This window comes from Allobosea sp. Tri-44, assembly GCF_004123845.1.
Lineage (GTDB): Bacteria > Pseudomonadota > Alphaproteobacteria > Rhizobiales > Beijerinckiaceae > Allobosea.
This window is the reverse complement of sequence record NZ_NBDP01000030.1, coordinates 763,453-789,438: the sequence shown is the minus strand read 5'-3', so window position 1 is coordinate 789,438 and position 25,986 is coordinate 763,453. Positions and strand designations below refer to the sequence as shown.

Here is a 25,986-nt window from a genome sequence, read left to right as displayed (position 1 = left end):
GGGATGGTTGTGACAGTCGAGGGGTGAACTTGAACCTGGCCGCTCAGTGGCCCGGATGCAGGGCGTCGTGCAGGTAGATGCAGGTCAGCACGGCGAAGACATAGGCCTGGAGCACCGCAACCAGGAATTCGAGCGCGATCAGCGCAATCGTCAGCACGAGCGGCAGCGGCGAGAGGATCGCCCAGCCGCCGGCGAAGAGCAGCGTCGCCACGAAGCCGGCGAAGATCTTCAGCGCGATGTGCCCGGCGAGCAGATTGGCGAAGAGACGAACCGACAGACTGATCGGGCGCGAGACGAACGAGATCACCTCGATCGGCACCAGGATGATCAGCATCAGCGGATGCACGCCCTTGGGCACGAACAGGCCGAAGAAATGCGCGCCATGCTTGGCGATGCCGTAGATGATGACGGTGAGGATCACGATCGCGGCGAGCGCGGCGGTGACGACCAGGTGGCTGGTGACCGTGAAGGCGCCGGGGATCATGCCCAGCAGGTTGCAGACCAGCACGAACATGAAGAGCGAGAATACCAGCGGCACGAACTTCATGCCGTCATGGCCGGCCGAGTCCCTCACTGTATTGGCGACGAACTCGTAGCCCATCTCCGCCAGCGCCTGCAGCCGGCCCGGGACCAGCGAGCGGTTGCGCGTGCCGTAGACGAAGAGCAGCGCGATGATGGCGACGGCGGCGACCATGAACAGGGCGGAATTGGTGAAAGCGATTTCGCTTCCGCCGATCTTGCCGAGAGACACGATCGGCTTGATCTCGAATTGTTCGATCGGACTAGCCATCTGTCGCCCTTGTTCCTGCCATAAGACGGCCCCTTTTCGGGGCCGCGCCTCAGTTCTGCGCGCTCGACTTATCGTCAGTGCGCGATTTCATCAAGCCCGCTGCGCGCACGACGTTCATCACGCCAGCGCCGAAGCCGAGCATCAGCAGGACAATCATCCCGAAGGGCGCCGTCCCGAACCATTTGTCGACGGCCCAGCCGAGCCCGCCCCCGACGATGATGCCGGCGATGAATTCGGTGGAAAGCCGCATCGCCTGACCGATTCCGCTGGAATCGGTCCGACCGCTTTCGCTGCGGCTTTCGGCCTCTGCCTGGCTGGTCACACGCTTCAGGCCCGCATCGAGGGATTTGAGCCGGCTTTCCAGGCTCGCATCCGTTTCTGCAGGCAGCTGCGGGTCCAGGCCTTTTTCGTCCCGGCCCGTCATCGCAGGTAGACAGCCATCATGACACGACCTTTCCGTGCTCGGTTCGCGAGAGAACCGGACAATACCGGAATTGTCGCTGATTTGCGCTGCCTGAACCGGTTGACCCGTTGCCGGATCGCCAATGGCGGGCGCTCGTCGGATTGCCGATCGTTCCCTGCGATGAAGAAGCCCCGCCGCCCGGAAAAATCGGCCGCACCATATTGGCGGCTCCAGGTGGTGTCAAGCTATGCCAGTGTCGATTAATGCCTTGAAAAATAAAATGATTTTAGACTGCGGCGAAGTGCCGGGAGCGATTCTTGTGCGCTGCGGCGAACGAGTCAGACCGCCTCGCGGATACGCTCGGCGGTGTCGAGGTCGACCGAGACCATCTGGCTCACCCCGCGCTCGGCCATGGTGACGCCGAAGAGCCGGTCCATGCGCGCCATGGTGATCGGATTGTGGGTGATCAGGATGAAGCGCGTCGCGGTGTTGCGCGCCATCTCCTCAAGCAGATCGCAATAGCGCTCGACATTGGCGTCATCGAGCGGCGCGTCGACCTCGTCCAGGACGCAGATCGGCGAGGGGTTGGTCAGGAATACCGCGAAAATCAGAGCGGTCGCGGTCAGCGCCTGCTCGCCGCCGGAGAGCAGCGTCATCACCTGCGGCTTTTTGCCCGGGGGCCGTGCGATGATCTCAAGCCCGGCTTCGAGCGGATCTTCCGAATCGACCAGCGTGAGCTCGGCCGTACCGCCGCCGAACAGCACCCCGAACAGATGCTGGAAATGGCCGTTGACGATCTCGAATGCGGCAAGAAGCCGCTCCCTGCCTTCGCGATTGAGCGCCCCGATCGCCTGGCGCAGCCGCCGAATCGCCTCGGTCAGGTCGTCGCGCTCGCTCGCGAGGCCGGTTCGCTTGCCCTGAACCTCCGAGAGCTCGTCGTCGGCGCGCAGGTTGACGGCGCCGAGGCGCTCGCGCTCGGCCTTGAGCCCGGCGAGCCGGCGCTCGACATCCTCGGCCTCGGGTGGAGTGTCCCCTGCTTTCAACCCTGCGATCTGGTGCAGACTGGCGACCTCGGTCTCCAGCCCGTCGACGATCTGGCGGACGACATCGGCTAGTCGTTGCCGCCCCGCTTCGAGCCGCGCTTCCGCGCTCGCCCGGCCTTCACGTGCAGCCGCCAGCCCCTCCAGCGCCGCGCGCGCCTGCCGGTCAGCCTCGGCTTGCGCGACCTCGCCGGCGGCGAGCCTGTCGGCGGCGCGACGCCGGTTGCCCTCGGCGGTTTCGATTTCGGCAAGCAGGCGGCGACGCTCGACCAGGAAGGTGTCGGGCGCCTCCAGCAGCGCCTTGTGCTCGGCCGCGGTCGTCTCGATTCGCCGGCGCGTATCGGCGGCGCTCTGCTCGTTCGTTGCCGCCCGCTCGCGCCAGGCGCGCAGATCCCCAGCGATCGCCTCGCGCCGGCGGCTGCGCAGCTCAGCCTCGCGCCCCTGCGTCTGCACGCGGGCTCGCGCTTCGGACGCCGCGGCGCGCCGCTCACCCAATTCGGCGCGGGCGGCAAGCAGGGCGTTCTCCAGTTCGGGCGCCGGCGCGAGGCCGGCCAAGTCCTGATTCGCAGCCTCGGCCTGCGCCTGCGCATCGGCGATATTCTGGCCAAGCCGGCCGATCGCCTCGGTCAGGGCCGAACGGCGGGCCGCTGTCTCGCCGGCCCTGCGCTCTGCCTGCGCCAGCCGCTCGCGGGCCTGATCGAGGGCGCGGCGCGCCTCGCGGGCCGCCTCCAGCGCCTTCGTCTCGGTCAGCGCTGCCGCCTTGGTGCGCTCGCTCGCCTGGTCGAGACCGTCGCGCGACGCTTCAGCCGCCTCGCGCGCGGCCTGGGCTTCGTGTTCGAGGTCACCGAGGCGGTTCTTCTCCACAAGCCTACGGGCGGCAGGCGAGGGCGCATCGGCGGCGCTGGTGAAGCCGTCCCAGCGCCAGATGTCACCCTCGCGCGAAACCAGTCGCTGACCCGGCAGCAGCCTCAGTCGCAATCCAGCGCCGTCTGCCCGGGCGACGACGCCGATCTGGCGCAGGCGCCGGCCGAGCGCCGCCGGTCCGCGGACATGTTTGGCGAGTGGCTCGGCGCCATCGGGAAGGGAAGGGTCGTCTTCGCCGCCGCCACCGTCGGACCAGTGCGCTGGCGCCGCCGGATCGGCGGAGGCGTCGAGATCGTCGCCGAGCGCCGCGCCCAGCGCGGTTTCATAGCCTTTGGCGGCCGCGATCGAATCGAGGATTGCCGGCCAGCGCCCGCCCGCCGCCGGGGCGAGCAGCTTCTGCAGGGTGCGGACCTCGGTTTCGAGGCGTTGCGCCTTGCGATCCGCTTCCGCAAGGGGGCCACGCAGCCGCGTCTCGTCCTCGCGGGCGGCGGCGAGGGCGCTGCGTGCCGCGCCGGTGGCTGCATCCGCACCCTGCATCGAGGTCTCTGCGGTTGCGACCGTGGCACGCAGCCCGTCGAGCGAGGCGGCGGTGCCGTCGGCGTCGAGTGCCGCCTGGTCGCGTTGCAGCCGCTCGCGTTCGCCGGCGTGGCGGGCCTCGCGCTCCTTCGCTTCGCGCACGGCCCGTTCGAGCGCACCGCGCCGGGCCGCCAGTTCGGAAAGCCGTGCCTGGACCGCGGCATGCTCGGTTTCGGCCGCCGTCAGCGCTTTCTCGGCTTCTGTGAGCTCGGTCGCAGCGGCCTTGCTGCCCCCAGCGGCAGCCTCCGCCTCCAGCCGCAGGCTCTCATCCTCGGCCGTCAGCCGCGCCAGGCTGTCAGTGGCATCTTTCCCGAGATTTTCCTGCCGAGCGAGATCGCCCTGCAATTCGGCAATCCGCTTGGCCAGTTCCTCGGTGCGCTGCTTCGTGCGCCGGTTCTCGGCCTCGATCTCGTCGAGACCGCGCTTCAGCCTAACGAGGGCGGCCGCTGCGGCCGCCTCGTTCTCGCGCAGCTCCGGCAGGGCATGCGCCGCGATCGCCTGCAACCGCGCCGCCTCCGCCTGCACGCCGGTCTTGTCCGCGACCTCGCGCACGGCCGCTTCGAGGGCGCGCTCGGCCACAGCCTCCTGCGCGCGCGCCTCGTGATGGGCGATCAGCGCCAGCACCGCCTCGGCCTTGCGGATGTCCGAAGCGAGGTTGCGATAGCGCGTCGCCTGGCGCGCCTGGCGCTGCAGCGCCTCGACCTGCCCGTCGATCTCGGCGAGCACGTCTTCGAGCCGGTTGAGATTATCCTCGGCGCCCTTGAGCCGCAGTTCGGCCTCGTGCCGGCGGCTGTGCAGCCCGGCGATACCGGCGGCGTCCTCGAGGATGCGCCGGCGTGATTGCGGCTTGGCGGAGATGATCTCGCTGATCTGGCCCTGTCGCACCAGCGCCGGCGAGCGCGCGCCTGTGGCGGCATCGGCGAAGAGGAGCTGCACGTCGCGAGCACGCACCTCCTTGCCGTTGATGCGGTAGGTCGAGCCTTCCTCGCGCTCGATCCGGCGCGTGACCTCGAGCACCTCGGCATCGTTGAAGGCGGCGGGCGCCTTGCGATCGCTATTGTCGAGCGTGAGCGCGACCTCGGCCATGTTGCGGGCCGGGCGCTCGGACGAGCCACCGAAGATGACGTCGTCCATGCCCGAGCCGCGCATGTTCTTGAACGAGCTTTCGCCCATCACCCAGCGCAGGGCTTCGACGAGATTGGACTTGCCGCAGCCATTGGGGCCGACGACGCCGGTCAGCCCCGGCTCGATCTGGAACTCGGCCGGCTCGACGAAGGTCTTGAAGCCGGCGAGCTTGAGGCGCGTCAGCTGCATCGACGCGCCACAACGCTATCGGCCGGCTCAGCTGCCGAGCAGCGGCTCGAGGATCTTGTCGAATTCGGCGAGGCTGAGTGCACCGGAGCGCTTCTGCCCATTGATGAAGAAGGTCGGGGTGGAGTCCACGCCAGCCTTGGCTCCACCTTCCTTAACCTGCGTGACAGCGTCGTAAATGTCCTGCCGTTTCAGGCAGGCTTCGAAAGATTCCTGTGTGAAACCGGCCTGCTTGACCAGGTTCGAGAGCGCATCGACCGGCTTTTCGGTGAAGGCCCAGTTGCGCTGCTGCGCGAACAGCAGGTCGGTCAGCGGGTAGTATTTGTCGGTGCCGTTGCAGCGCGCCAGCATGAAGCCGGCCGTGGCGAGCGGATCGAGCGGGAACTCGCGCAGCACGAAGCGCACCTTGCCGGTGTCGATGTATTTCGCCTTCAGCGCCGGCCAGGTGTCCTTGTGGAAGGTGGCGCAGTGGCTGCAGGTCAGCGAGGCGTACTCGATGATCGAGACCTTGGCGTCGGGGCTGCCGAGCCAGACGTCGCCGAGCGGATTGGCGACGCCGGGAAGGGTCTGGGCCGAGGCGCCCTGGCTGGCGAGAAGCGGCGAGAGGGCCAAGGCGGCGGAGCCGATCAACACCTGGCGGCGGCTGGTCATGAGAAAATCCCTGGTGGCAAAGTAATTGCTGCGGACCATAGTCGCCATCAGGATTGTGGCAAGATCGGTTCGCCGGTTCCCGCTCACGAAGCCGTGTCGTCGGCCGCGACCTGGCGCCGCTGCGCGATGCCGCGCCCAAGCCGCGCCAACGCCTCGCGCAACTCGATGCTCTCGACGCCGGCGACCTGCGCCTCGATCCGCGCCAATACGGCCGGGTCCGGTGGAAGAGCCGGCTTCGGCGCAGGCGGCGGCGCGACCGGTCCCTGCTTCAGCACCAGCTTGCCGACGGCGCGCCAGCCGAGATGGCTGTTGACCCGCTCCAGCACCAGCGGGCCGAGTTGCTGCATCTCCAGCGCGAAGGCGCCTTCGACGCGCACCACCAGCGTCGCCGGGTCCGAGAGTTCCCCCGGTGCGCCACGCCGCCGCGGCCAGTCGATCTTCAGCGGCCGCGTGCGCTGCGCCAGCCGCTCGCCGACGATCTCCGGCCAGAAGGCCACGACCGAGCGCCCGGCGAAGCCTTGGGCAGCAAGCGCGGGCGCGAGACAGTCGTCGATCAGTTCGGCGAGGGGTTTTGCGGCCATGACCTAGTTTGCGCGAGTGGGCTCACGGCTGACAAGCCCGTTGCCCGTGTCGCCGCGACGCAGTTACTTGTTCTTGATCAGGTGAGACGTCATTCCGGACAAGCCGCGGAGCGGCGCAGCTCCGGAATCCATCGAAGGGCACTGAACTCTACGATGGATTCCGGCGCTGCGCTTCGCTACGGCCGGAATGACGGGGAGTTTGAACGGGGTGGGGCGAGGGCTATTGCAGCGCAAGCCATCAGCGTTAAACCGAAGCCATGGACGCTCCCGTTCCCCAACCCCGCGCCGCCGATCTCCTCGCCTGGTACGACCGCCACCGGCGCGTCCTGCCCTGGCGGGCGCTGCCGGGCGAGCGGGCCGACCCCTACCGGGTCTGGGTCTCCGAGATCATGCTGCAGCAGACCACGATCGCGGCGGTAAAACCCTATTTCGAGCGCTTCATGGCGCGGTTTCCGACCGTCGAGGCTCTGGCTTCCGCCCCTTCCGAGAAAGTCATGCAAGCCTGGGCCGGGCTCGGCTATTATTCTCGCGCCCGCAACCTCCACGCCTGCGCCAAGGCGGTCGCAAGCGAGCATGGCGGCCGCTTTCCCGACCGCGAGGACGGCCTGCGCACGCTGCCGGGCATCGGCGCCTATACGGCCGGGGCCGTCGCGGCGATCGCCTTCGACCGGCCGGCCGTCGCGGTCGACGGCAATGTCGAGCGGGTGATCACGCGGCTGTTCGCGATCGAGGACGAGATGCCCGGCGCCAAGCCGCTGATCCGCGAGCGGGTGCTGGCGCTGCTCTCGCATGACCGGCCCGGCGATTTCGCGCAGGCGTTGATGGATCTCGGTGCGACGATCTGCACGCCGCGCTCGCCGGCCTGCGGGCTCTGCCCCTGGCGCGAGCCCTGCCGGGCGCGCATTGCGGGGACGCAGGAGAGCTTTCCGCGCAAGGCGGCGAGGAAGACGGGCAAGACCCGCTATGGCGCGGCCTTTGTCGCGATGCGCGAGGATGGCGCTGTGCTGGTCCGGACCCGCCCGGCCAAGGGTTTACTCGGGGGCATGGTCGAGGTGCCCGGTGGCGAGTGGCGGGCGGATTACGCGCTTGGCGATGCTTTGCGCGATGCACCGGTGTCGGCCAGGTGGCGGCGGCTGATGCTGCCGGTACGCCACGTCTTCACGCATTTCCCGCTGGAGCTGACGGTTTTCGCCGGGCGCGTGCCGCTGGAGACGCAGGCGCCAGACGGCATGCGCTTCACGCCGTTCAACCGGCTGAAGGAGGAAGCGTTCCCGAATGTCTTCCTGAAGGCACTGGAAGCCGGGCTGGAAGAGTTGCAGCAGCCTTAAGCCGCCGCCATCTGCGTCCTCATCTCGCCGCGCAGCGCGTCGAGCAGCATGGCTTTGCCGTCGCGCTCGACATGCCAGAAGGTCCAACCATTGCAGGCCGGCAGCCCCTGCGCCAGCGCGCCGACCTTGTGGATCGAGCCGACAGCGGGGCCGAGCACCAGCGTGCCATCGGCGCGGATGGTGGCGCTGTGGCGGCGCTTCTCGTCGAAGACGCGCTCGCCCGCCTTCACCAATCCGGCCTCGACCAGGCTGAGGAAGGGCACGCGCGGCTCGCTGCGCTTCGAAGGCGCCGTGGCGAAGGCTTCCGGCGGCAGCGGCTGAACCGCTGCGATGCGTTCGCGTGCCGCGTTGGCGTAGATCTGCTCGCGCTCGATGCCGATGAAATGGCGGCCGAGCGCCTTGGCGACAGCGCCGGTCGTGCCGGTGCCGAAGAAGGGATCGAGTACCACGTCACCGGGATTGCTGGCCGAGAGCAGCACGCGGGCGAGCAGCGATTCGGGCTTCTGGGTCGGGTGGACCTTGGTGCCCTTGTCGTCCTTCAGGCGCTCGTCGCCGGTGCAGAGCGGCAGATACCAGTCAGAGCGCATCTGCAGGTCGTCATTGCCGCCCTTCAGAGCCTCGTAATGGAAAGTGTATTTTGAAGACTCGCCCCGCGCCGCCCAGATCAGCGTCTCATGCGCATTGGTGAAGCGCCGACCGCGGAAGTTCGGCATCGGATTGGCTTTGCGCCAGACGATGTCGTTCAGCATCCAGAAGCCGAGATCCTGCAGGATCGAACCGACGCGGAAGATGTTGTGGTAGGAGCCGATCACCCAGAGGGCGCCGTCGGGCTTCAGCGCGCGGCGGCAGGCGGTGAGCCAGGCCCGGGTGAAGGCGTCGTACTCGGCGAAGGAGGCGAACTTGTCCCAGTCGTCGTCGACGGCGTCGACGAGGCTGTCGTCGGGCCGGCGCAAATCGCCGCCGAGCTGGAGATTATAGGGCGGGTCGGCGAAGACGAGGTCGACGCTGCCCGGGGGCAGCGCCTCGATCGCGGCGACGCAATCGCCGACGATCACCTGATCGAGCGGCAGCTCCCGAGGGAGAATCTGAGTGGGAAGAAGGCTCGTGGCCTTCATCCGGGCCCCCAGCGCGGGCCGTCCGGTACGCGAAACCTGAATCCGGACGGGAGCGCTGGCGGTCCCGGTACGCGAGGTACTCATGACGCCAAGACCGTTACGCAACTTCAACAGTCGCGATCCTCGCCGGTCAGGGTAAAGGGCGGGTTTCCAGGTTGAAAAAAATGCGTCCCATTCTGGGGCTGCAGATTTTGCCTAGCCCATTGAATACGTTCGTAAATTCGTAACGGAGGTTAAGGAATGGTAAGCGGCCTCCAGCTGCCGTTGCGGCAGTTTGGGAGCAGTTTCGCGGGTGTCCCGGCCATCAGTTTGGCAGGTAGATTTCGGCCTTCATGAAGGTTGCAGCCTGCCCGGTGATGAGCACGCGCTCGCCCGCCATTTCGCAGCTGAGATGCCCGCCGCGCGCCGAAGCCTGGAAGGCCTCGAGACGGGTCTTGCCGAGCTCGCGGGCCCAATACGGAACGAGAGTGGCGTGGATCGATCCGGTCACCGGGTCCTCCGGAATGCCGGCGCTGGGGGCGAAATAGCGCGAGACGAAGTCATGGCTCTCGCCGCGCGCTGTGATGCCGAAGCAGAGCGGGGCGAGGGTCGCGATCGCCGCGGCATCGGGCACGAACGCGCGCACCGCCGCTTCGTCCGCCAGAACGGCGAAGACGTTCTCGAAATTGCGGAAGAGCGCCCGCGGCGGAACCGGGAAGAGCGCGGCGATGACCGGAGGCAGGGTCTCGACCGGCTCCGGAGTGAAGGCCGGCAGGTCGAGCCGGTAGCCATCGTCTTGCTGCGAGACACGGATCGGGCCGACGCGGGTGGCGAACTCCATCTCGCCCGAGATGCCGTGGGCCCTGGCCAGCACATGCGCGGTCGCGAGCGTGGCGTGCCCGCAGAAGTTGACCTCGTGGACCGGGGTGAACCAGCGCAGATCCCATCCGCTACCGCTCGGGCGGGCGAAGGCGGTCTCGGCCAGATTGTTCTCGCTGGCGATGGCCTGCATCGCCGCGTCTGACAGCCAATCGTCCAGGATGAGGACGGCGGCCGGATTGCCGGCGAAGACCCGGTCCGTGAACGCGTCGACCTGATGCATCGTCAAAATGGGCATGAGGTCTCTGGGTGGCTTAGACAGGCGAGCGCGACCAGACGCCTTTCACCGGCGCAAAGGAATAGCGGTGGGCGGGGCAGGGGCCATGCGTCTTCAGCGCGGCACGATGTGCGGCCGTGCCATAGCCGACATGGCTGATGAAGCCATAGGCCGGATATGCCAGCGAAAGACGCGCCATCATCCTATCGCGCGTCACCTTGGCGACGATCGAGGCCGCGGCGATCGAGGCGATCAGCCCGTCGCCGCCGATGATGGCCTCGCAGCCGCAAGCGAGCGCCGGCGGATCGTTGCCGTCGACCAGCACGAGATCGGGCGACAGCGGCAGGGCGGTCACTGCACGCCGCATCGCGAGCAGGGTCGCCTGCCGGATGTTGATCGTGTCGATTTCCGCCGCGGAAGAACTGCCGACCCCAACCGCCAAGGCACTGCCCAGGATCAGGACAAAGAGCTCTTCGCGGCGTTGGGCGCTGAGTTCCTTCGAATCGGCGAGCCCGTCGGGGATCGCCAGGGGATCGAGAATGACGGCTGCCGCGACGACTGGACCGGCGAGCGGCCCGCGCCCGACCTCGTCCACGCCAGCGACGCGGGCGCGCCCGGCAATCATCGCGGCCTGCTCGCGGCTGAAATCGGCGGTCATGGCTTCGCTATGCCAGATCGTGACGTGAAGGTCTGCCGCGTGCGACGTCACATCCACAATTCGCTGGCACACGATTATCTGGTTTCTTGCATTCCACAGCCCTCATCCTGAGGAGGCCGCGCAGCGGCCGTCTCGAAGGATGATCCAGAGTGCACTCGACGCATCCTTCGAGACGCGCCTGCGGTGCTCCTCAGGATGAGGGCTGCGCGTAGAGCAGGCAGTCGTCAGAACAGGCTCAATTGCGCCTTCTCCTTCTCCGGCTTGACGAAGAGGTCGGTGCGCAGGCGCAGCCGCGCGCTGTTGAAGCCGAGCCGCTCGGCGGCCATCTCGAAGCGCCGGCCGATCATCCAGGCATAGGGGCCGGAACCGACCTGGCGCTGGCCCCAGGCGGCATCGTAGTCCTTGCCGCCGCGGGTCGAGCGAATCAGCGAGACGACGTGGCGCATCTTGTCGGGATGATGCGTCACCAGCCAGTCCTGCACGATATCCTTCACCTCGAGCGGCAGGCGCAGCAGCACATAGCCGGCCTCGCGCGCTCCTGCAGCCTTGGCTGCGTCGAGGATGCGTTCGATCTCGTGCTCGTTGATCGCCGGCACGATCGGCGCGACCAGAACCGTCACCGGAATGCCGGCTTCCGAGAGCCTGCGGATCGTCTCGATGCGCTTGGCGGGCGAAGCGGCGCGCGGCTCCATGTTGCGGGCAAGCTTGGCGTCGAGCGTTGTCACCGAGAGCGCGACCTTGACCAGCCCTTTCGCCGCCATCGGTGCGAGGATGTCGATGTCGCGCTGGACCAGCGCCGATTTGGTGACGATGCCGACCGGGTGGTTGAACTTCGCCAGCACCTCCAGAATCCCGCGCATGATCCGCAGCTTCTTCTCGATCGGCTGGTAGGCGTCGGTATTGGTGCCGATCGCGATGGTGCGTGGCTGGTAGCTCGGCGAGGACAGCTCCTTCTCCAGCAGCAGCGCCGCATCGGGCTTGGCGGTCAGCTTGCTCTCGAAGTCGAGCCCCGGCGAGAGGCCGAGATAGGCATGGCTCGGCCGCGCGAAGCAGTAGACGCAGCCATGCTCGCAGCCGCGATAGGGGTTGATCGAGCGGTCGAACGAGATATCCGGGGAATCGTTGCGTGTAATGATCGTCCGCGGCTTCTCGACCGAAACCTCGGTCTTGAACGGCGGGAGATCGCCGAGCGAGCCCCAGCCGTCATCCTCGCTGATGCGCGTCTCGGCCTCAAAGCGGCCACCGGGGTTGATCGTCGCACCACGCCCGCGCCGCCGTTCCGGGTCGATCTGGCTGCCGACATGGGCGAGCGGGTCGACCGGCGCGAGCCGCACCGGCGCCGAGACGCTTCCCGGCTCGGAGTCGCGGCGCTTGAGCGGTTGCGTCCTGGCTGAGGGTCTGGCCTGCAGCATGGCTTCGTCTCCCGTCGGAATCGGTTGCCCCGAGACCAAGGAATGTGAACATATAGAGAACAAATTGCAAGCGACAGGATTGTGACATGTTGCGCTGCGGCATAAGCTCCGCGGCAATGATCACAGCCGTCATCCGCTCCAATCGCGATGCCGAAGCGCTCGCCGCGACCTTGTCCGTGCTGATTCCGGCGGTGGCGCAGGGCGTGATCGGCCATGCCGTGGTGATCGACGAGGCGGATGACGCTGCGATCGAGCGTCTCGCCGACGAGACCGGTGCCAGCTATGTCCGGGCCAAGAATGGCGAGGCCTGGTCCAGCGGGGTCGCACAGGCGCGCGGCGATTGGGTCATCCTGCTCGAAGCCGGCGATCTGCCCGAGCCGCAATGGACGCCGAGCATCGAGCGGCATCTGCTGACGATGGCGATGCGGCCGGCCTTGATGCCGCTGCGCGGCATGGCCGCGGCGTTGCGCGAATGGGGCGCGGTCTCGCTGCGCTCGCGCCACGTCAGGGCAGGGCTCCTGGCGCCGAAGACGCAGATCCTGTCAGGCCGGCTGGCACGTGCGCCGCGCCGGCTGACGGTGCGGCGCGAACGCGCCGAACTCTGACCTCGGCCGTCATTGCGCGGAGCGAAGCGACGAAGCAATCCAGGGGTCGCCGAGCGAGCCCCTCTGGATTGCTTCGCTGACGCTCGCAATGACGAAGGAAGGTCAGAGCTGGTTCGTCTTGAAGGTGTCGCAGCTCTGCATCGAGCCGGATTTGAAACCGGTGTTGAACCAGCGCGTGCGCTGCGCCGACGAGCCATGCGTGAACGAGTCCGGCACCACCGCGCCGCGGCCGGCCTGCTGCAGCTTGTCGTCGCCGATCGCCGAGGCGGAGCGCAGCGCCTCGTCGATGTCGCCGGGCTGGATGCGGTCCATCGCCTGGATGTTGTAGGCCCAGACGCCGGCGAAGCAGTCGGCCTGCAATTCGACCCGCACCGAGAGCTGGTTCGACTCGCGCTCGGAAACCCGCTCGCGCAGCTGGTTCACCTTGGGCAGGATGCCGAGCAGGTTCTGGATGTGATGGCCGACCTCGTGGCCGACGACATAGGCATAGGCGAAGTCGCCGCCACCGCCGAGCTTGCGCTGCATCTCCTGGAAGAAGGAGAGGTCGAGATAGACCCGCTGGTCGTTGGGGCAATAGAACGGCCCCATTGCCGCCTGCGCCGTGCCGCAGCCGGAGCGGTCGACGCCGCTGAACAGCACCAGCTTCGGCGGCACGTATTTGCGGTTGGCCTGCTGCGGCAGCACCTTGCCCCAGATATCCTCGTTCTGTGCCAGCACGGCCGAGACGAAGCGGCCCATCTCGTCCTGCGGCGGTCCGGCCGATTTGCGTTGCTCCTGCGTCGGCGCGCTGCGCCCGCCGATGCCGCCGATCAGTTCGGCCCCGCCTATCAAGAGGCGCGGATCGATGCCGAGCGCCCAGCCGAGCAGGCCGAGCACGACCATGGTACCGATGCCGATGCCGCCGCGTCCGCCGGGAAGGCCGGCAAATTCGCCGCCGCCACCGCCGCGCCGGTCCTCGAGGTTCTCGGACTGGCGATAATCTTCCCAACGCATGCGCGAACCCTTGTTGCAGCGTCGCCAATGTCGGCGAGGACGCGGTGGAACTCAAGCGAACGATGAAGCTGTGGTCGGCGGCAGCGACGGCAAGCCAGGCCGCTCTGACGCTCCTTCGCGGAGGTAGCGGGCTATTTGGCTTGGCCGCGTGACACGTCGGTGATCATGCGAGCCAGCAGATAGAGCCGGGGCACGATCGAATCGAGCGCGACGTATTCGTTCTGGTTCGAATGGGCGCCGAAGCCCCTGAGGCCGAAGCCTTCGATCACGGGTCCCTTGGCTTCGAGCGCGGCGTAGGCGGCGTCGGTACCTCCGCCGGTCGCCCTTTCAGTGACGGTCAGCTGCCGGTCGATCTCGCCGAAAACCCGCTTGGCATGCGCGCCGAGCGCCTTGGCCGCCTCTGTCGGCGCCAAGGGTGGGCGGCCGCGCGTCAACGTTGCCTCCACCACGGTGTCGGGGATCAGCTTGTTGCCGATGCGCTCCTTCACCGCCGCTTCGATCAGGTCGAAATCGGCCATGCGCAGGGCCCTGACATCGGCTTGCGCCTTCGCCTCGGCCGGAATCGCGTTGCTGACGGAGCCGGCCGAGGCGATCGTCCAGTTCAGCTTGAGGCCCAATTCGGGCTTCGACAGGTCGCGCATCTGCAGGATCTGGTGCGCGAGCTCGTAGAGGGCGTTCCGGCCCTGCTCGGGCGAGCTGCCGGCATGTGAGGCCCGGCCGGTGACCTTGAGCTGCACCGAGGCGATGCCGCTGGTGGCGAGCCGGAGCGCGTCCTGGCCGACCGTGGAGCCCTCGCAGGAGAACACCGCGTCCTGGTCGGCAGCGGTGCGGGTGATCAGCGCCCTGGAGCCGGACGAGCCGATCTCCTCGTCGCCGTTGATGAGCACGGTGAGCGTGCCGTAATCCCTGGCGGCGATCTTGTTGAGCAGCGCGACGGTGTGGAGGATGAGGGCAACGCCGTGCTTGTCGTCGGCGATGCCGAGGCCGTAGGCCTTGTCGCCTTCGATCCGGAAAGGCTGCTGGGCCAGCATGCCTTTGCTGTAGACCGTGTCCATATGCGCCAGCAGCAGGACCTTCCTGGTGCCGGTGCCCTTGAAGCGGGCGAGCACGGTCTTGCCGGGAGATCTGGACGCATCCGCCGAAGCCACCAGCTCGACCTCGCCGCCCAGCGCCTTAAGGCGCTCGGCGATCAGGGCGGCGATCGTCGCGAGGCCTTCGGAATCGCGAGAGCCTGATTCGATCGAGACGAGGGCCTTGAGCGTTTCGAGATAGGCGGGTCTCTCGGCCTCTGCTGCATCGAGCACCGGCTTTTGCGGGGCAGCCAGAGCCGGAACTGCGATGAGCATCAAGAAGCCCGCTGCTGCGCGACGCAATGTCCCGATCCTGCTCATGGCATCCTCCGGTCCAGGCTTCTTCCTTTTACCCATCCTATGTGGGAGCGTCGGCGGTCTCAATGATAGCCGCTGTCGGCCTTCACCTTGCCGCGGAAGGTCCAGTACACGAAGGCCGTGTAGAACAGGATCATCGGTAGGAGGAAGCTGACCCCGATCAGCACGAAGATGTGCGAGCTCGGTGCCGCCGCCGTGTCCCAGATCGTCAGGCCGGGCGGCACCAGATAGGGGTAGTTCGAGATCGCCAGCCCGAGGAAGCAGAGCAGGAAGATCGCGATGGTGAAGGCGAAGGGCGTGAACTCGTGGTTCCCGTGCAGTCGCTTCCAGACCATGTAGCCACAGAAGGCGGTCAGCACCGGGAAGGGCCAGAGCAACAACAGGTTTGAGGGCGTGAACCAGCGCTCGGCGATGCGCGGATGGGCGTAAGGCGTCCACAGCGAGACCAGCGCGGCAAAGGCGAGCAGGCAGAGCAGCAAGGTCTTGGCCTGACGACGGGCACGATCTGCCACCGCCCCTTCCGTCTTGAACACCAGCCAGGTCGCGCCGAGCAGGGCATAGCCGACGACGACACCGGCCCCGCACATCAGCGTAAAGGGCGTCAGCCAGTCGAACGGGCCGCCGGCGAACTGCTTGTCGGCGACCTTGATGCCCTGGATCAGCCCGCCGAGGATGACGCCCTGGGAAAAGGCGGCGGTGGTGGAGCCGAGCCAGAAGGCCAGATCCCAGATCCGGTGCCTGGGCTTGGCCACCCAGCGAAACTCGAAGGCGACGCCGCGGAAGATCAGCGACAGCAGCATCAGCGTCACCGGCAGATACAAGGCCGGCATGATCACGGAATAGGCCAGCGGGAACGCGACCCAGAGGCCGGCGCCGCCGAGCACCAGCCAGGTCTCGTTGCCGTCCCAGAACGGCGCGACCGAGTTCATCATCTGGTCGCGCTCGCCCTCGTCCCCAGTGGTCGGGAACAGGATGGCGATGCCGAGGTCGAAGCCGTCGAGCACGACATAGAGCATCACGGCGGTGCCGATCAGCCCGGCCCAGATCACAGGGAGATACCATTCCATCGCGGTTCTCCTCAGCTCGCCGGCTGGATCTTGTCGTCGCCAGGATGGCCGTCGCCGAAGATCGCCGAGGCCGGTGCCTGCGCCGCCTTCAGCGTCCGCTTCGACGGCTGCTCGGGCGGGTCCTCATGGCTGATCTCATCCGGTCCCTTGGCGATCAGGCGGTTGATCAGCAGGATGCCGGCGGTGAAGACGACGCAATAGACGAAGACGAACAGCGCCAGCGAGATCGCGACCTCTGCCGTGGTGATCGGCGACACCGCATCCTTGGAGCGCAGAATGCCGGTGGCGACCCAGGGCTGGCGCCCGACCTCGGTGACGAACCAGCCGGCGAGAATGGCGACGAAGCCGGCAGGCCAGGTGTACTGGGCGATCCCGAGCCAGCGCTGCGACTCGAAGATGCGGCCGCGCCACCAGAGCCAGGCTCCCACCCAGCCGAACAGGATCATCAGCGTGCCGAGCCCGACCATCAGCCGGAAGCCGAAGAAGGGGATCAGCACCGGCGGGCGGTCCTCCCGCGGGAAGTCCTTCAGGCTCTTGAACAGGGCGTCCATGCTGCCATGGGTAAGCAGGCTGGCGACGCCGGGGATCGAAATCTCGAAGCGGTTGAGCTCGGCCTTCTCGTCCGGCCAGGCGAAGAGCACGAGCGCGCCGGGCTTGGACGAGTCCCAGTGCGCTTCGATCGCAGCGAGCTTGGCGGGCTGGTAGATCGCGGTCTGCTTGCCGTGGAAGTCGCCGATGACAGCCTGCAGCGGTGCGGTCAGTGCGATCATCAGGATCGCCATCCGCACCATCGTCCTGGCCGATTCGGTGCGGTGGCCGGCGAGGAGATGGCGGGCGCCGGTCGCTAGCACCACGAAGGCGGTGGTGAGATAGGCCGCCGTCATCATGTGCGCGTAGCGCAGTGGGAAGGTCGGGCTGAAGACGATCTTCATCCAGTCGACGGGGTAGACGATACCGTCGCGGACCTCGTGCCCGACCGGATACTGCATCCAGCTATTGGCCGACAGGATCCAGAAGCCCGAGAGCGCCGTGCCGCCGGCGACGATCACCGCCGAGAGGAAGTGCAGCCAGGGCGGCACCCGCTTCCAGCCGAAGAGCAGCACGCCGAGGAAGGAAGCCTCGAGGAAGAAGGCGCTGAGCACCTCGTAGCCGATCAGCGGGCCCAGCACATTGCCGGTGACCGCCGAGAACCGGCTCCAGTTCGTGCCGAACTGGTAGGAGAGCACGATGCCGGAGACCACCCCCATGGCGAAGGAGACCGCGAAGATCTTGGTCCAGAATCGAGCGAGGAGGTGGAATTTCTGGTCGCCGGTCTTCAGCCACAGGCCGAGCAGCGTCGCGATATAGGCCGACAGCCCGATCGTGAAGGCCGGGAAGACAATGTGGAATGAAATCGTGAAGGCGAACTGGATGCGGGACAGCAGAAAGGCGTCGATTTCCATCGCATCGCTCCGGCGTACCGGCCACGAACGTCATGGCCGAAAGACCCTGGCGGTTGCAGGGTCTACTTTGCACACGGAATAATCAAGCCGCCGCGGGAGGGCAGCAGTCGGCGGTGACGCAGTGGCATCGCGCCGCTGCGTCAAAGCGTGTCGAGCGCCGCCTTGAGGGCCCGCAGATCGCGCCAGGCCAGGCGCTTCTGCAGGGGCTGGCGCAGCAGGTAGGCCGGGTGCAGCGTCGCGATCGCCCGGATCGTCCGCGTGCCGGTATCGTATTCCCGCCAGCGGCCGCGCGAGGCCAGGATGCCGGAGACGCCGAGCAGCCCCTGCGCCGAGGGACCGCCGATGCAGACCAGGATGTCTGGATCGGCGAGCTCGATCTGGCGCTGGATGAAGGGCAGGCAGATCGCGACCTCCTGCGGCGTCGGCGTGCGGTTGCCGGGCGGACGCCAGGGCAGGAGATTGGCGATGTAGACATGCTCCTGCCGGTTGAGGCCGATCGCCGCCAGCATCCGGTCGAGCAATTGTCCCGAACGGCCGACGAAGGGCAGGCCAGCCCGGTCCTCGTCCGCGCCTGGGGCCTCGCCGACGACCATCACCTTCCCGGCCGGATTGCCGTCGGCGAAGACGAGGCTCTTCGCAGAGGCCTTGAGCGGGCAGCCTTCGAAGCTGGCCAGTGCCGTCTTGAGCTCATCCAGCGTCGTCGCCTCGCGCGCCAGAGCCCGGGCCGACAGGGCCGCTTCATCTGGGGGCGCTGGGGCTGCTGCCGCGGAGCGCCCAGCCGCCTGTGGGGTCGGCGGCACAAGGCGCGCGACAGGCTGGCGTGCCGGGGCAAGCTCCGCTGCAGCTGCGAAATGGTCGTGCGGCGTCTCGTCGAGCGCCTCCGTCACGCCCATCTCGGCGTACCAGGCGATCAGTTCGGCTGCGGAGATGGCGTCGAAGGACATGGGCGGCAGAATACCGCGCCGCAGGGAACGAAGCGAGCCCGTTCGCTGTTGCAAAATAACCGGGAGCCCCGGATAGAGGAATTCCAATCAGCCCCGCGGCTTGGCGAGGCGATCGAGATAGTTCATATATAAACTATCTAACGACATATAAGCGGCGCGGGGTGGAGGGCAGCATGGATCTGAAGGAAGCACAGAGCACGCCGCGCGAGAGCATGGACTATGACGTCGTCATCGTCGGCGCCGGCCCGGCCGGCCTCGCCGCCGCGATCCGGCTGAAACAACTCGACGAGGCGATCTCGGTCGTCGTGGTCGAGAAGGGCTCCGAGGTCGGCGCGCACATCCTCTCCGGCGCGGTCATCGACCCGATCGGCCTCGACAAGCTCCTGCCCGACTGGCGCCAAGACGAGGCGCGCCCGCTTCATACCGAGGTCAGCGAGGACGTCTTCTATGTCCTCGGCCCGGCCGGCGGTGCGCGCCTGCCGAACTTCGCCATGCCGAAGCTGATGAACAATCACGGCAACTTCGTCGGCTCGCTCGGCCTGGTCGCACGCTACCTCGCCGCCCGTGCCGAGGCGCTCGGCGTCGAGATCTATCCCGGCTTCGCCGCCGCCGAATTGCTGTTCAACGAGGACGGCTCGGTCGGCGGCATCGCCACCGGCGACATGGGCATCGCCAAGGACGGCACCGTCTCCGAGCGCTTCACCCGCGGCATGGAATTGCGCGGCCGTTACACCTTGCTCGGCGAGGGCGCGCGCGGCTCGCTCTCGAAGATCGCGATCAGGCGCTTTGCTCTGGATGAAGGCCGCGAGCCGCAGAAATACGGCATCGGCCTCAAGGAAATCTGGCAGGTCAAGCCGGAGAAGTTCAGGAAGGGGCTGGTCCAGCACTCCTTCGGCTGGCCGCTCGACATGTCGACCGGCGGCGGCTCCTTCCTCTACCATTTCGACGACAACCTGGTTTCGGTCGGCTTCGTCGTCCACCTCAACTATACGAACCCGACGCTCTCGCCCTTCGACGAGTTCCAGCGCTTCAAGACCCATCCGATGATCCGCGATGTCTTCGAGGGGGCAAAGCGCCTCTCCTACGGCTCGCGCGCGATCACCGAGGGCGGCTGGCAGTCGGTGCCGAAGCTGACCTTCCCGGGCGGGGCGCTGATCGGCTGCTCGGCCGGCTTCGTCAACGTTCCGCGCATCAAGGGCAGCCACAACGCCATCCTCTCCGGCATGCTGGCGGCCGAGCACCTCGTGCCGGCGCTGGCCGCCGGCCGCGCCCATGACGAGGTGGCCGGGATCGAGGAGAGCTGGCGCTCCTCCGAGATCGGGCGCGACCTCAAGCGGGTGCGCAACGTCAAGCCGCTCTGGTCGAAGCTCGGCACGCTCGGCGGCGTCGCGCTCGGCGGCATCGACATGTGGCTGAACCAGCTCTTCGGCTGGTCGCCCTTCGGCACGCTGAAGCATGGCAAGCCCGACCATGCCACGCTGAAGCCGATCGGCATGGTCACGCCGATCGTCTACCCCAAGCCCGACGGCAAGATTTCCTTCGACAAGCTCTCCTCGGTCTTCCTCTCGGCAACGAATCACGAGGAAGACCAGCCGGCGCATCTGAAGCTGACGGACCCGAATGTGCCGGTGCTGCAGAACCTGCCGATCTATGGCGAGCCGGCGCGGCTCTACTGCCCGGCGGGCGTCTACGAGGTGGTCTACGCCGATCCGGAAAAGCAGTCGCTGCCGCGCTTCGTGATCAACGCCCAGAACTGCGTGCACTGCAAGACCTGCGACATCAAGGACCCGGCCCAGAACATCACCTGGACGGTGCCGGAAGGCGCGGGCGGCCCGAATTACTCGAATATGTGACAGTATTCGATATTGTCATCAAAGATTAAGGCCGCGACGGACGTATCCGGCGCGGCCTTTTTATTGACGCCAGAAGAGGCGGTGAATCAGCCTTTGCGCACGACGGGAGCGGGCTTCTCCGGCTCCTTGGTGGCGCAGCCGCCGGCGATGCCGGCGAGGGTGAGAACGGCCGCGAGCGCGAGCGAGACCTTCTTCATTTGAAACATCCTAATCGAATCGCCGCGAGAGGCCGCGACGAAAGCAACTCTACACGTAATTTCTTGATCGAATCTATCATGAGCACAGCGCTTCCGCATGGCGCCGGAGCTTTTCACGTGAGCGTGACGGCTATGACGCAACCGGGATACCGGACTTGTCGCGAAGCCCGGAAACGGCCATGTTGGCGGCTTAGAGCCTCTAACAAAACCTGAGCAGATCTGGATGGGCTTTGGAGGAGCCGAATGCCAGGAGGAGCGCGCAGCCGATATCCTTCGATATCGGCAAGACGGTCCGACGCCGCAGGCGGCCCTCCAAGGCCCACCTTCGGCACCGGGAATTCGCCCGCCCGAGGCGTCGCGGCCCTTGCCGATACCAACGGTATCGGCTGCACGCCGCTCCTGGCGGATCGGACGAATTGCCGGCGTCCAGACCTGCTCAGATTTTGTTAGAGGCTCTTAAATCGTTCAGGTCACGGTCCCGTCTACGGACCAGTTCCCGGCAGCCGGGGCGGACCGAGGGAGAATGGTGAACGTGACGTTTCAGATCGACGGCCGTAGCGCCGCTCTTATGCTTGCGTTTATTGCGGGGCTGCACGTCGGCATGCCGGCGCTCGCGCAGGCGCGTCCGGTCGACAAGTTCGAGCCGGCAGACAGTCTTGAAGGCAATTATCTGGCGGCTGTGGTCGCAGGCTCGGCCCGCGACCTCGGCGCGGCCTCGATCTATCTGCGCGAGGCGATCAAGAACGATCCGCAGAACAGCGAACTGCTCGAGCGCGGCTTCGTCGCCTTCCTCGCCGACGGCGCGATGAACGAGACCTTCCGCGCCGCCGAGAAGCTGATCCAGCGCGATGCCACTAACGGCTTGGCGCAGCTGGCCCTTGGCGTGCGCGCGCTGAAACAGAAGAATTATGGTGCTGCCCGCACCCAGCTGCAGCGCGGCGGCCGCGGCCGCTCCGCCGACATCACTGCGACCCTGCTCGCCGCCTGGGCCTATTCCGGCTCCGGCGAGACCAATCGCGCGCTGGAGACGCTCGACCGCCTCAAGGGCGAAGCGACCTTCGACCGCTTCCGCGATTTCCATGCCGGGCTGATCCTCGACATCGCCGGCCGCCGCAATGACGCGAATCGTCGGCTCAAGGCGGCTTATGACGCCGAGAAGACCAATCTGCGCCTCGTCGATCTCTGGGCCCGCCAGCAGGCGCGTGCCGGCGACAGCGATGCGGCTTTGGCGACGCTGAACGATTTCGAGCAGCGCGTCCGCCCGAACCATCCGGTGGTGCGCGACGCCATCGCCAAGATCAGCAGCAAGGAGCCGCTGCAGCGCATCGTCGGCAACACGCAGCAGGGCGCGGCCGAGGTGCTCTATGGCCTGGCCAGTGCCGGGATTCTGCAAGGCGACGAGGCGACCGCGCTGCTCTACCTGCGCTTCGCGGTCTATCTCGATCCCGGCCACGACCTTGCCGTGCTGACGCTGGCCGACATCCTAGAGCGCGCCAAGCAGACCGAGGACGCGGTCCAGGTCTACCGGCGCATGCCCGAGAACTCGCCGCTGCGGCCGGTCGCCGACATCCAGATCGGTCTCGGCCTCGAGCAGCTCGGCAAGACCGATGAGGCAGTCAAGCACCTCGAGGGGATCATCGCGGCGCGGCCTGAGGACATCGACGCGACCTCTGCGCTCGGCAACATCTACCGTTCGCGCAAGCGCTTCGAGGAGGCGGCTGCGGCCTATGACAAGGCGGTCGCCAAGCTCGGCACGCCCGGTCGCTCCAATTGGGACCTGCTCTATTCCCGCGGCATCGCCTATGAGCGCACGAAGAAGTGGCCGCAGGCCGAGGCCGACCTGCGCAAGGCGCTGGAGCTGATGCCGGAGGCACTCGGGCGCGAGCGCGCGCTGGTGCTCAACTATCTCGGCTATTCGCTGGTCGACCAGAACCTCAAGCTCGAAGAGGCGCTCGGCATGCTGCGCCGCGCCGTCGAGCTCAGGCCGCGCGACGGCTACATCATCGATTCGCTCGGCTGGGCGCATTACCGTCTCGGCCGTTATGACGAGGCGGTGACGGAACTCGAGAAGGCGATGGAGCTGCGCCCGTCCGATCCGGTGATCAACGACCATCTGGGCGACGTCTACTGGAAAACCGGGCGCTATCTCGAGGCGCGCTACCAGTGGAACTACGCCCGCGATCTCGGGCCGGAGCCCGAGGACCTGACCCGGATCCAGCGCAAGATCGAGAAGGGGCTCGACGATCAGGCGCCGTCTGCGAATGCGGCCGAGCCGAAAAAGGATGGCGGCTGAGCTCTCATGGCTCTGCGCTTCTCGTCATGGTCGGGCTTGTCCCGACCATCCACGTCTTCCTTTGGGCAGGGTGATGTTCAAGTCGTGGATGCTCGCCACAAGGACGAGCATGACGAACTGGACCAGCGTGGTGGTCCTGGCGCCCGGGCATGCCCTTGGAATGACTGCGTAACTCCATGCTGCTCCCGCTGGCGACCCGCGCCCCGGCCAAGGTCAATCTCTCTTTGCGCGTCCTCGGCCGGCGCGCCGATGGCTATCATGAGCTCGACAGCCTCGTCGCCTTCGCCGGCGTTGGCGACGAACTGAGCCTGTCGCCGGGCGAGCCTGCCGGGGTGCAGATTTCAGGCCCGTTCGCCGCGGGCCTCTCGACCGGATCGGACAATCTCGTCCTCAAGGCCGAGCGTGCGTTGCGCGAGGAGATCGCCGGCCTGCGCTCCGGCCGCTTCCATCTCGTCAAGCGCCTGCCGATTGCTTCCGGCATCGGCGGCGGCTCGGCCGATGCAGCCGCGGCCCTGCGCCTGCTGGCGCGGCTCAACGATCTGCCGTTGTCGCATCCGGCACTGCTCGCCGCCGCCGGCCGGATCGGCGCCGATGTCCCGGTTTGTCTCGAAGCCCGCGCCCGCATGATGCGGGGCATCGGCGAGCGGCTCGGCCCGCCGCTGCGCCTGCCGCGCTTGTCCGCGCTGCTGGTCAATCCCGGTGTCGCGGTCGAGACCGCCGTGGTGTTCCGTGCGCTTGGGCTTCAGCCGGGGCAGGGGCATAAAGCCGGCGTGCAGGCATTCAAGGCGGGCGACGCATCGCCGGGGACCCCGGCGACCCCGGCGGCGCTGATCGCCGCTCTGGCCGCTTCCGGCAACGATTTGGAATCGCCGGCCCGCGCGGTCGCGCCGGCTGTCACCGAGGTGCTCTCGGCGCTCTCGGCTTTGCCCGGTTGCCGGCTCGCGCGGATGTCGGGCTCCGGCGCGACCTGCTTTGCTCTGTTCGACGATTGCCGCGCCAGCGCCGAGGCCGGCAAGCTCCTGGCGCATGGCCGACCGCATTGGTGGGTGAAGCCGACTGTGCTGAGATAAGCGTCATAACTCCCCGGGAGGGCGCATCATGACGCTGGCCTCTTTCCTCGCCTATGTCGGTGTCGCGGCGCTGGTGATCTGCACGCCCGGGCCTGACACCGCGCTGACCATCCGCAACACATTGTTCGGCGGGCGCGCCGCCGGCGTGCTGACCGCGCTCGGCGTGGCGACCGGCCTCTCGGTCTGGGCGCTGGCGACCAGTCTCGGCCTCGTCGCGCTTCTGGTCGCGAGTGAGCCGGTCTTCCGCGCCATCCAGTATGCTGGCGCCGCCTATCTGATCTATCTCGGCATCATGGCGCTGCGCGACGCCTTCCGCCGGCAGGGGCCTGCGTCGCCGGCTGCTGCCGCGATCTCGCCGCGGCGGCTCGCGCCGGCCATCGCCTACCGGCAGGGGCTGATCAGCAATCTCGGCAATCCGAAGATCGCGGTCTTCTTCGCGAGCCTGCTGCCGCAGTTCGCGGCCGGCAGCAGCAGCTTCACCACGCTGTTCCTGCTCGGACTGGTCTTCGCGGCGATGACCCTGCTCTGGCTCTCGGCTTACGCGCTGGTCGTCGCCAAGGCCGGCGACGTGCTGCGGCGCTCGCAGGTCAGGCGCGTGATCGAGGCGCTGACCGGCGGGCTCCTGCTGGCACTGGGATTGAGGATCGCCGCCGAGCAGCGCTAAGGGGTCAGAGCAAATCCCGCCACTTGCGGCGGCTGTCGAGTACACGCACGATTTCGATGCCGTTGCTGCTCCTCCGATAGAGAATGACGTAGTTGCCGGTCGGCATCATGCGCAGCCCTGGCCGGATTTCGTCTCTCGCGACGCCGAGTTCCGGCATGTCCGCGAGCCGTTCGCATTGCGTAAAGATCGCTTCGACCCAGCGGTGAGCCGAGGCTTTGCTGTCATATGCGATGTAAAGGGAAATGTCGGCGATATCGGCTTCCGCTTGAGGAAGAAGCCGAAAGCTCATCGCGGCGTCGCAGCCTCGATTTTGGCTTTGATCCGAGCGAGGGCGTCCTCGCTCTCAACCGGCTCGCCGCTGGCAAGACCCTCATCCCAGAGCTGGCGCAACTCGGCGATAGCTTCATTGCGGAGCGTCCGGCGTTCCTTCCAATCGCGCAACGCTTCACGGACGACTTCGCTGGACGAGGCATAGTCGCCGCTGGCGACGGCGCGACGCAGCATCGCCGCCATTTCAGGCGTGATCGCTATGCTGACTTTCTCGACCTGCGCCATCATGCCCTCCGACAGCCTGATGGTAGTAAGCCTTACCACCATTCGCAAGCTGTAGCGGGCTGCTCAGTGCGCCCGTGCCACGCAGAAATCGACGGCCTCGTTGAGCGCCTGCTTCATCGGCGATGACGGGAACAGGCCGAGCGCGTCCTTCGCCATCTTGGCATAGTGGCGGGCGCGCTCGATCGTGTCGGCCAGCGTGCCGTGCTTGCGCATCAGCGCCTGCGCTTCCTCGAGATCGCCGTCGCCGACCTCGCCTTCCTGCAGGGTGCGGCGCCAGAACGCACGCTCCTCCTCGTTGCCGCGGCGGAAGGAAAGTACGACGGGCAGGGTGATCTTGCCCTCACGGAAGTCGTCGCCGACATTCTTGCCGAGCTGGCCCGAGGAGCCACCATAGTCGAGCGCGTCGTCGATGAGCTGGAAGGCGATGCCGAGATTGAGCCCGTAGCTGCGACAGGCCGCGGCCTCGCCCTTCGACGACTGGGCGATCACCGGCCCGACCTCGCAGGCGGCGGCGAAGAGCTCGGCGGTCTTGCCGCGGATCACGGCGAGATATTCGTCCTCGGTGGTCTCGGTGTTCTTGGCGGCGGCGAGCTGCATCACCTCGCCCTCGGCGATGACGGCGGCGGCGGTCGAGAGGATGTCGAGCGCGCGCAGCGAACCGACCTCGACCATCATCCTGAAGGCCTGTCCGAGCAGGAAATCGCCGACCAGCACGCTCGCCTCATTGCCCCAGAGCATGCGGGCAGCGAGCCTGCCACGGCGCATGTCGCTCTGGTCAACGACGTCGTCGTGTAGCAGCGTCGCCGTGTGCATGAACTCGACCGAGGCCGCGAGCTTGACGTGGCCATCGCCCTGATAGCCGCAGAGCGCTGCCGTCGCGAGCGTCAGCATCGGCCGCAGGCGCTTGCCGCCCGACGAGATCAGATGGTTCGCGACCTCCGGGATCATCGTGACCTCTGAGCCGGTGCGCGACAGGATCATCGCATTGACGCGCTCCATGTCGGCACGCGTCAGCCCGACGAGCGGCGCGATCCCGCTCTGGCCGGTGTCCTTGTCTTCGAAAGCTACGACGACGCCCACTCGCAAACTCCGGCCGTTTCTCACGCGCTCG

The 25,986-nt window shown here is 67.1% G+C and carries 23 protein-coding genes; 6 read left to right on the top strand and 17 right to left on the bottom strand.

What is annotated here, in order from left to right; genetic code table 11:
• Positions 1–43: 43 nt before the first annotated feature.
• The 5 genes from B6S44_RS20240 to B6S44_RS20220 form a co-directional block, all read right to left on the bottom strand.
• Positions 44–790 (bottom strand): F0F1 ATP synthase subunit A, encoded by a 747-nt coding sequence (locus B6S44_RS20240; RefSeq protein WP_129158655.1) that lies wholly within the window; start codon positions 788–790, stop codon positions 44–46.
• Between the two features lie 49 nt (positions 791–839).
• Positions 840–1,214 (bottom strand): AtpZ/AtpI family protein, encoded by a 375-nt coding sequence (locus tag B6S44_RS20235; protein WP_129158654.1) that lies wholly within the window; start codon positions 1,212–1,214, stop codon positions 840–842.
• Between the two features lie 317 nt (positions 1,215–1,531).
• A complete protein-coding gene (locus tag B6S44_RS20230) occupies positions 1,532–4,987 on the bottom strand; it encodes a chromosome segregation SMC family protein (RefSeq protein ID WP_129158653.1) in 3,456 nt (1,151 codons plus the stop codon).
• A gap of 27 nt (positions 4,988–5,014) precedes the next feature.
• Positions 5,015–5,635: a DsbA family protein gene (locus tag B6S44_RS20225; RefSeq protein ID WP_110488443.1), complete on the bottom strand. Its 621-nt coding sequence runs from the start codon at positions 5,633–5,635 to the stop codon at positions 5,015–5,017.
• Between the two features lie 83 nt (positions 5,636–5,718).
• On the bottom strand, positions 5,719–6,216 hold the full coding sequence (locus B6S44_RS20220; RefSeq protein WP_129158652.1) for a DUF721 domain-containing protein: 498 nt from the start codon (positions 6,214–6,216) through the stop codon (positions 5,719–5,721).
• Between the two features lie 257 nt (positions 6,217–6,473).
• Here B6S44_RS20220 and mutY point away from each other — a divergent pair, with 257 nt between their 5' ends.
• A complete protein-coding gene (gene mutY, locus B6S44_RS20215; RefSeq protein WP_129158651.1) occupies positions 6,474–7,544 on the top strand; it encodes an A/G-specific adenine glycosylase in 1,071 nt (356 codons plus the stop codon).
• On the opposite strand, the gene B6S44_RS20210 is transcribed toward mutY, so the two are convergent.
• From B6S44_RS20210 to B6S44_RS20195, 4 genes are all read right to left on the bottom strand, one after another.
• Positions 7,541–8,743 (bottom strand): site-specific DNA-methyltransferase, encoded by a 1,203-nt coding sequence (locus B6S44_RS20210; RefSeq protein ID WP_129158882.1) that lies wholly within the window; start codon positions 8,741–8,743, stop codon positions 7,541–7,543. The two genes, mutY and B6S44_RS20210, sit on opposite strands and share 4 nt — an antisense overlap.
• A gap of 220 nt (positions 8,744–8,963) precedes the next feature.
• Entirely contained in the window at positions 8,964–9,755 is a 792-nt protein-coding gene (locus B6S44_RS20205) for a PhzF family phenazine biosynthesis protein (protein WP_129158650.1), read from the bottom strand.
• 16 nt (positions 9,756–9,771) lie between these two features.
• Positions 9,772–10,392, bottom strand: a complete 621-nt coding sequence (locus B6S44_RS20200) for a ribonuclease HII (RefSeq protein ID WP_129158649.1) — start codon at positions 10,390–10,392, stop codon at positions 9,772–9,774.
• A gap of 224 nt (positions 10,393–10,616) precedes the next feature.
• Positions 10,617–11,804, bottom strand: coding sequence for a PA0069 family radical SAM protein (locus B6S44_RS20195; protein ID WP_129158648.1), 1,188 nt, complete (start codon positions 11,802–11,804; stop codon positions 10,617–10,619).
• Positions 11,805–11,920: 116 nt separating this feature from the next.
• Here B6S44_RS20195 and B6S44_RS20190 point away from each other — a divergent pair, with 116 nt between their 5' ends.
• Positions 11,921–12,409, top strand: a complete 489-nt coding sequence (locus B6S44_RS20190; RefSeq protein ID WP_129158647.1) for a hypothetical protein — start codon at positions 11,921–11,923, stop codon at positions 12,407–12,409.
• Between the two features lie 102 nt (positions 12,410–12,511).
• Here B6S44_RS20190 and ypfJ read toward each other — a convergent pair whose 3' ends face one another.
• The 5 genes from ypfJ to B6S44_RS20165 form a co-directional block, all read right to left on the bottom strand.
• The gene (gene ypfJ / locus B6S44_RS20185; RefSeq protein ID WP_129158646.1) at positions 12,512–13,402 is read right to left on the bottom strand and encodes a KPN_02809 family neutral zinc metallopeptidase; all 891 of its coding nucleotides are present in this window, start codon (positions 13,400–13,402) and stop codon (positions 12,512–12,514) included.
• A gap of 131 nt (positions 13,403–13,533) precedes the next feature.
• Positions 13,534–14,748, bottom strand: coding sequence for a M20/M25/M40 family metallo-hydrolase (locus B6S44_RS20180; RefSeq protein ID WP_248309664.1), 1,215 nt, complete (start codon positions 14,746–14,748; stop codon positions 13,534–13,536).
• A gap of 104 nt (positions 14,749–14,852) precedes the next feature.
• A complete protein-coding gene (cydB, locus tag B6S44_RS20175; protein WP_129158644.1) occupies positions 14,853–15,857 on the bottom strand; it encodes a cytochrome d ubiquinol oxidase subunit II in 1,005 nt (334 codons plus the stop codon).
• An 11-nt stretch (positions 15,858–15,868) separates the two neighbouring features.
• Positions 15,869–17,299, bottom strand: a complete 1,431-nt coding sequence (locus B6S44_RS20170; RefSeq protein ID WP_129158643.1) for a cytochrome ubiquinol oxidase subunit I — start codon at positions 17,297–17,299, stop codon at positions 15,869–15,871.
• A gap of 140 nt (positions 17,300–17,439) precedes the next feature.
• Entirely contained in the window at positions 17,440–18,243 is an 804-nt protein-coding gene (locus B6S44_RS20165) for a uracil-DNA glycosylase (RefSeq protein ID WP_129158642.1), read from the bottom strand.
• Between the two features lie 173 nt (positions 18,244–18,416).
• Here B6S44_RS20165 and B6S44_RS20160 point away from each other — a divergent pair, with 173 nt between their 5' ends.
• The 4 genes from B6S44_RS20160 (at position 18,417) to B6S44_RS20145 (ending at position 24,320) form a co-directional block, all read left to right on the top strand.
• Positions 18,417–20,096 carry an electron transfer flavoprotein-ubiquinone oxidoreductase gene (locus B6S44_RS20160; RefSeq protein WP_248309663.1) on the top strand — a complete coding sequence of 560 codons (1,680 nt, stop codon included), beginning with the start codon at positions 18,417–18,419 and terminating at the stop codon, positions 20,094–20,096.
• 729 nt (positions 20,097–20,825) lie between these two features.
• Positions 20,826–22,586 (top strand): tetratricopeptide repeat protein, encoded by a 1,761-nt coding sequence (locus B6S44_RS20155; RefSeq protein ID WP_248309662.1) that lies wholly within the window; start codon positions 20,826–20,828, stop codon positions 22,584–22,586.
• A 179-nt stretch (positions 22,587–22,765) separates the two neighbouring features.
• Positions 22,766–23,656, top strand: coding sequence for a 4-(cytidine 5'-diphospho)-2-C-methyl-D-erythritol kinase (locus B6S44_RS20150; RefSeq protein WP_129158880.1), 891 nt, complete (start codon positions 22,766–22,768; stop codon positions 23,654–23,656).
• 28 nt (positions 23,657–23,684) lie between these two features.
• Positions 23,685–24,320, top strand: coding sequence for a LysE family translocator (locus tag B6S44_RS20145; protein WP_248309661.1), 636 nt, complete (start codon positions 23,685–23,687; stop codon positions 24,318–24,320).
• 4 nt (positions 24,321–24,324) lie between these two features.
• Here B6S44_RS20145 and B6S44_RS20140 read toward each other — a convergent pair whose 3' ends face one another.
• Genes B6S44_RS20140 through B6S44_RS20130 form a run of 3 tightly spaced genes read right to left on the bottom strand, consistent with a single transcriptional unit; the run spans position 24,325 to position 25,955 of the window.
• Complete coding sequence (locus B6S44_RS20140) at positions 24,325–24,609, bottom strand: type II toxin-antitoxin system RelE/ParE family toxin (protein ID WP_129158640.1); 285 nt, start codon at positions 24,607–24,609, stop codon at positions 24,325–24,327.
• Positions 24,606–24,878, bottom strand: coding sequence for a type II toxin-antitoxin system ParD family antitoxin (locus B6S44_RS20135; RefSeq protein ID WP_349236380.1), 273 nt, complete (start codon positions 24,876–24,878; stop codon positions 24,606–24,608). The genes B6S44_RS20140 and B6S44_RS20135 overlap by 4 nt, the downstream gene beginning before the upstream one ends.
• 60 nt (positions 24,879–24,938) lie before the next feature.
• Positions 24,939–25,955 carry a polyprenyl synthetase family protein gene (locus B6S44_RS20130; protein WP_248309660.1) on the bottom strand — a complete coding sequence of 339 codons (1,017 nt, stop codon included), beginning with the start codon at positions 25,953–25,955 and terminating at the stop codon, positions 24,939–24,941.
• Positions 25,956–25,986 lie beyond the last annotated feature (31 nt).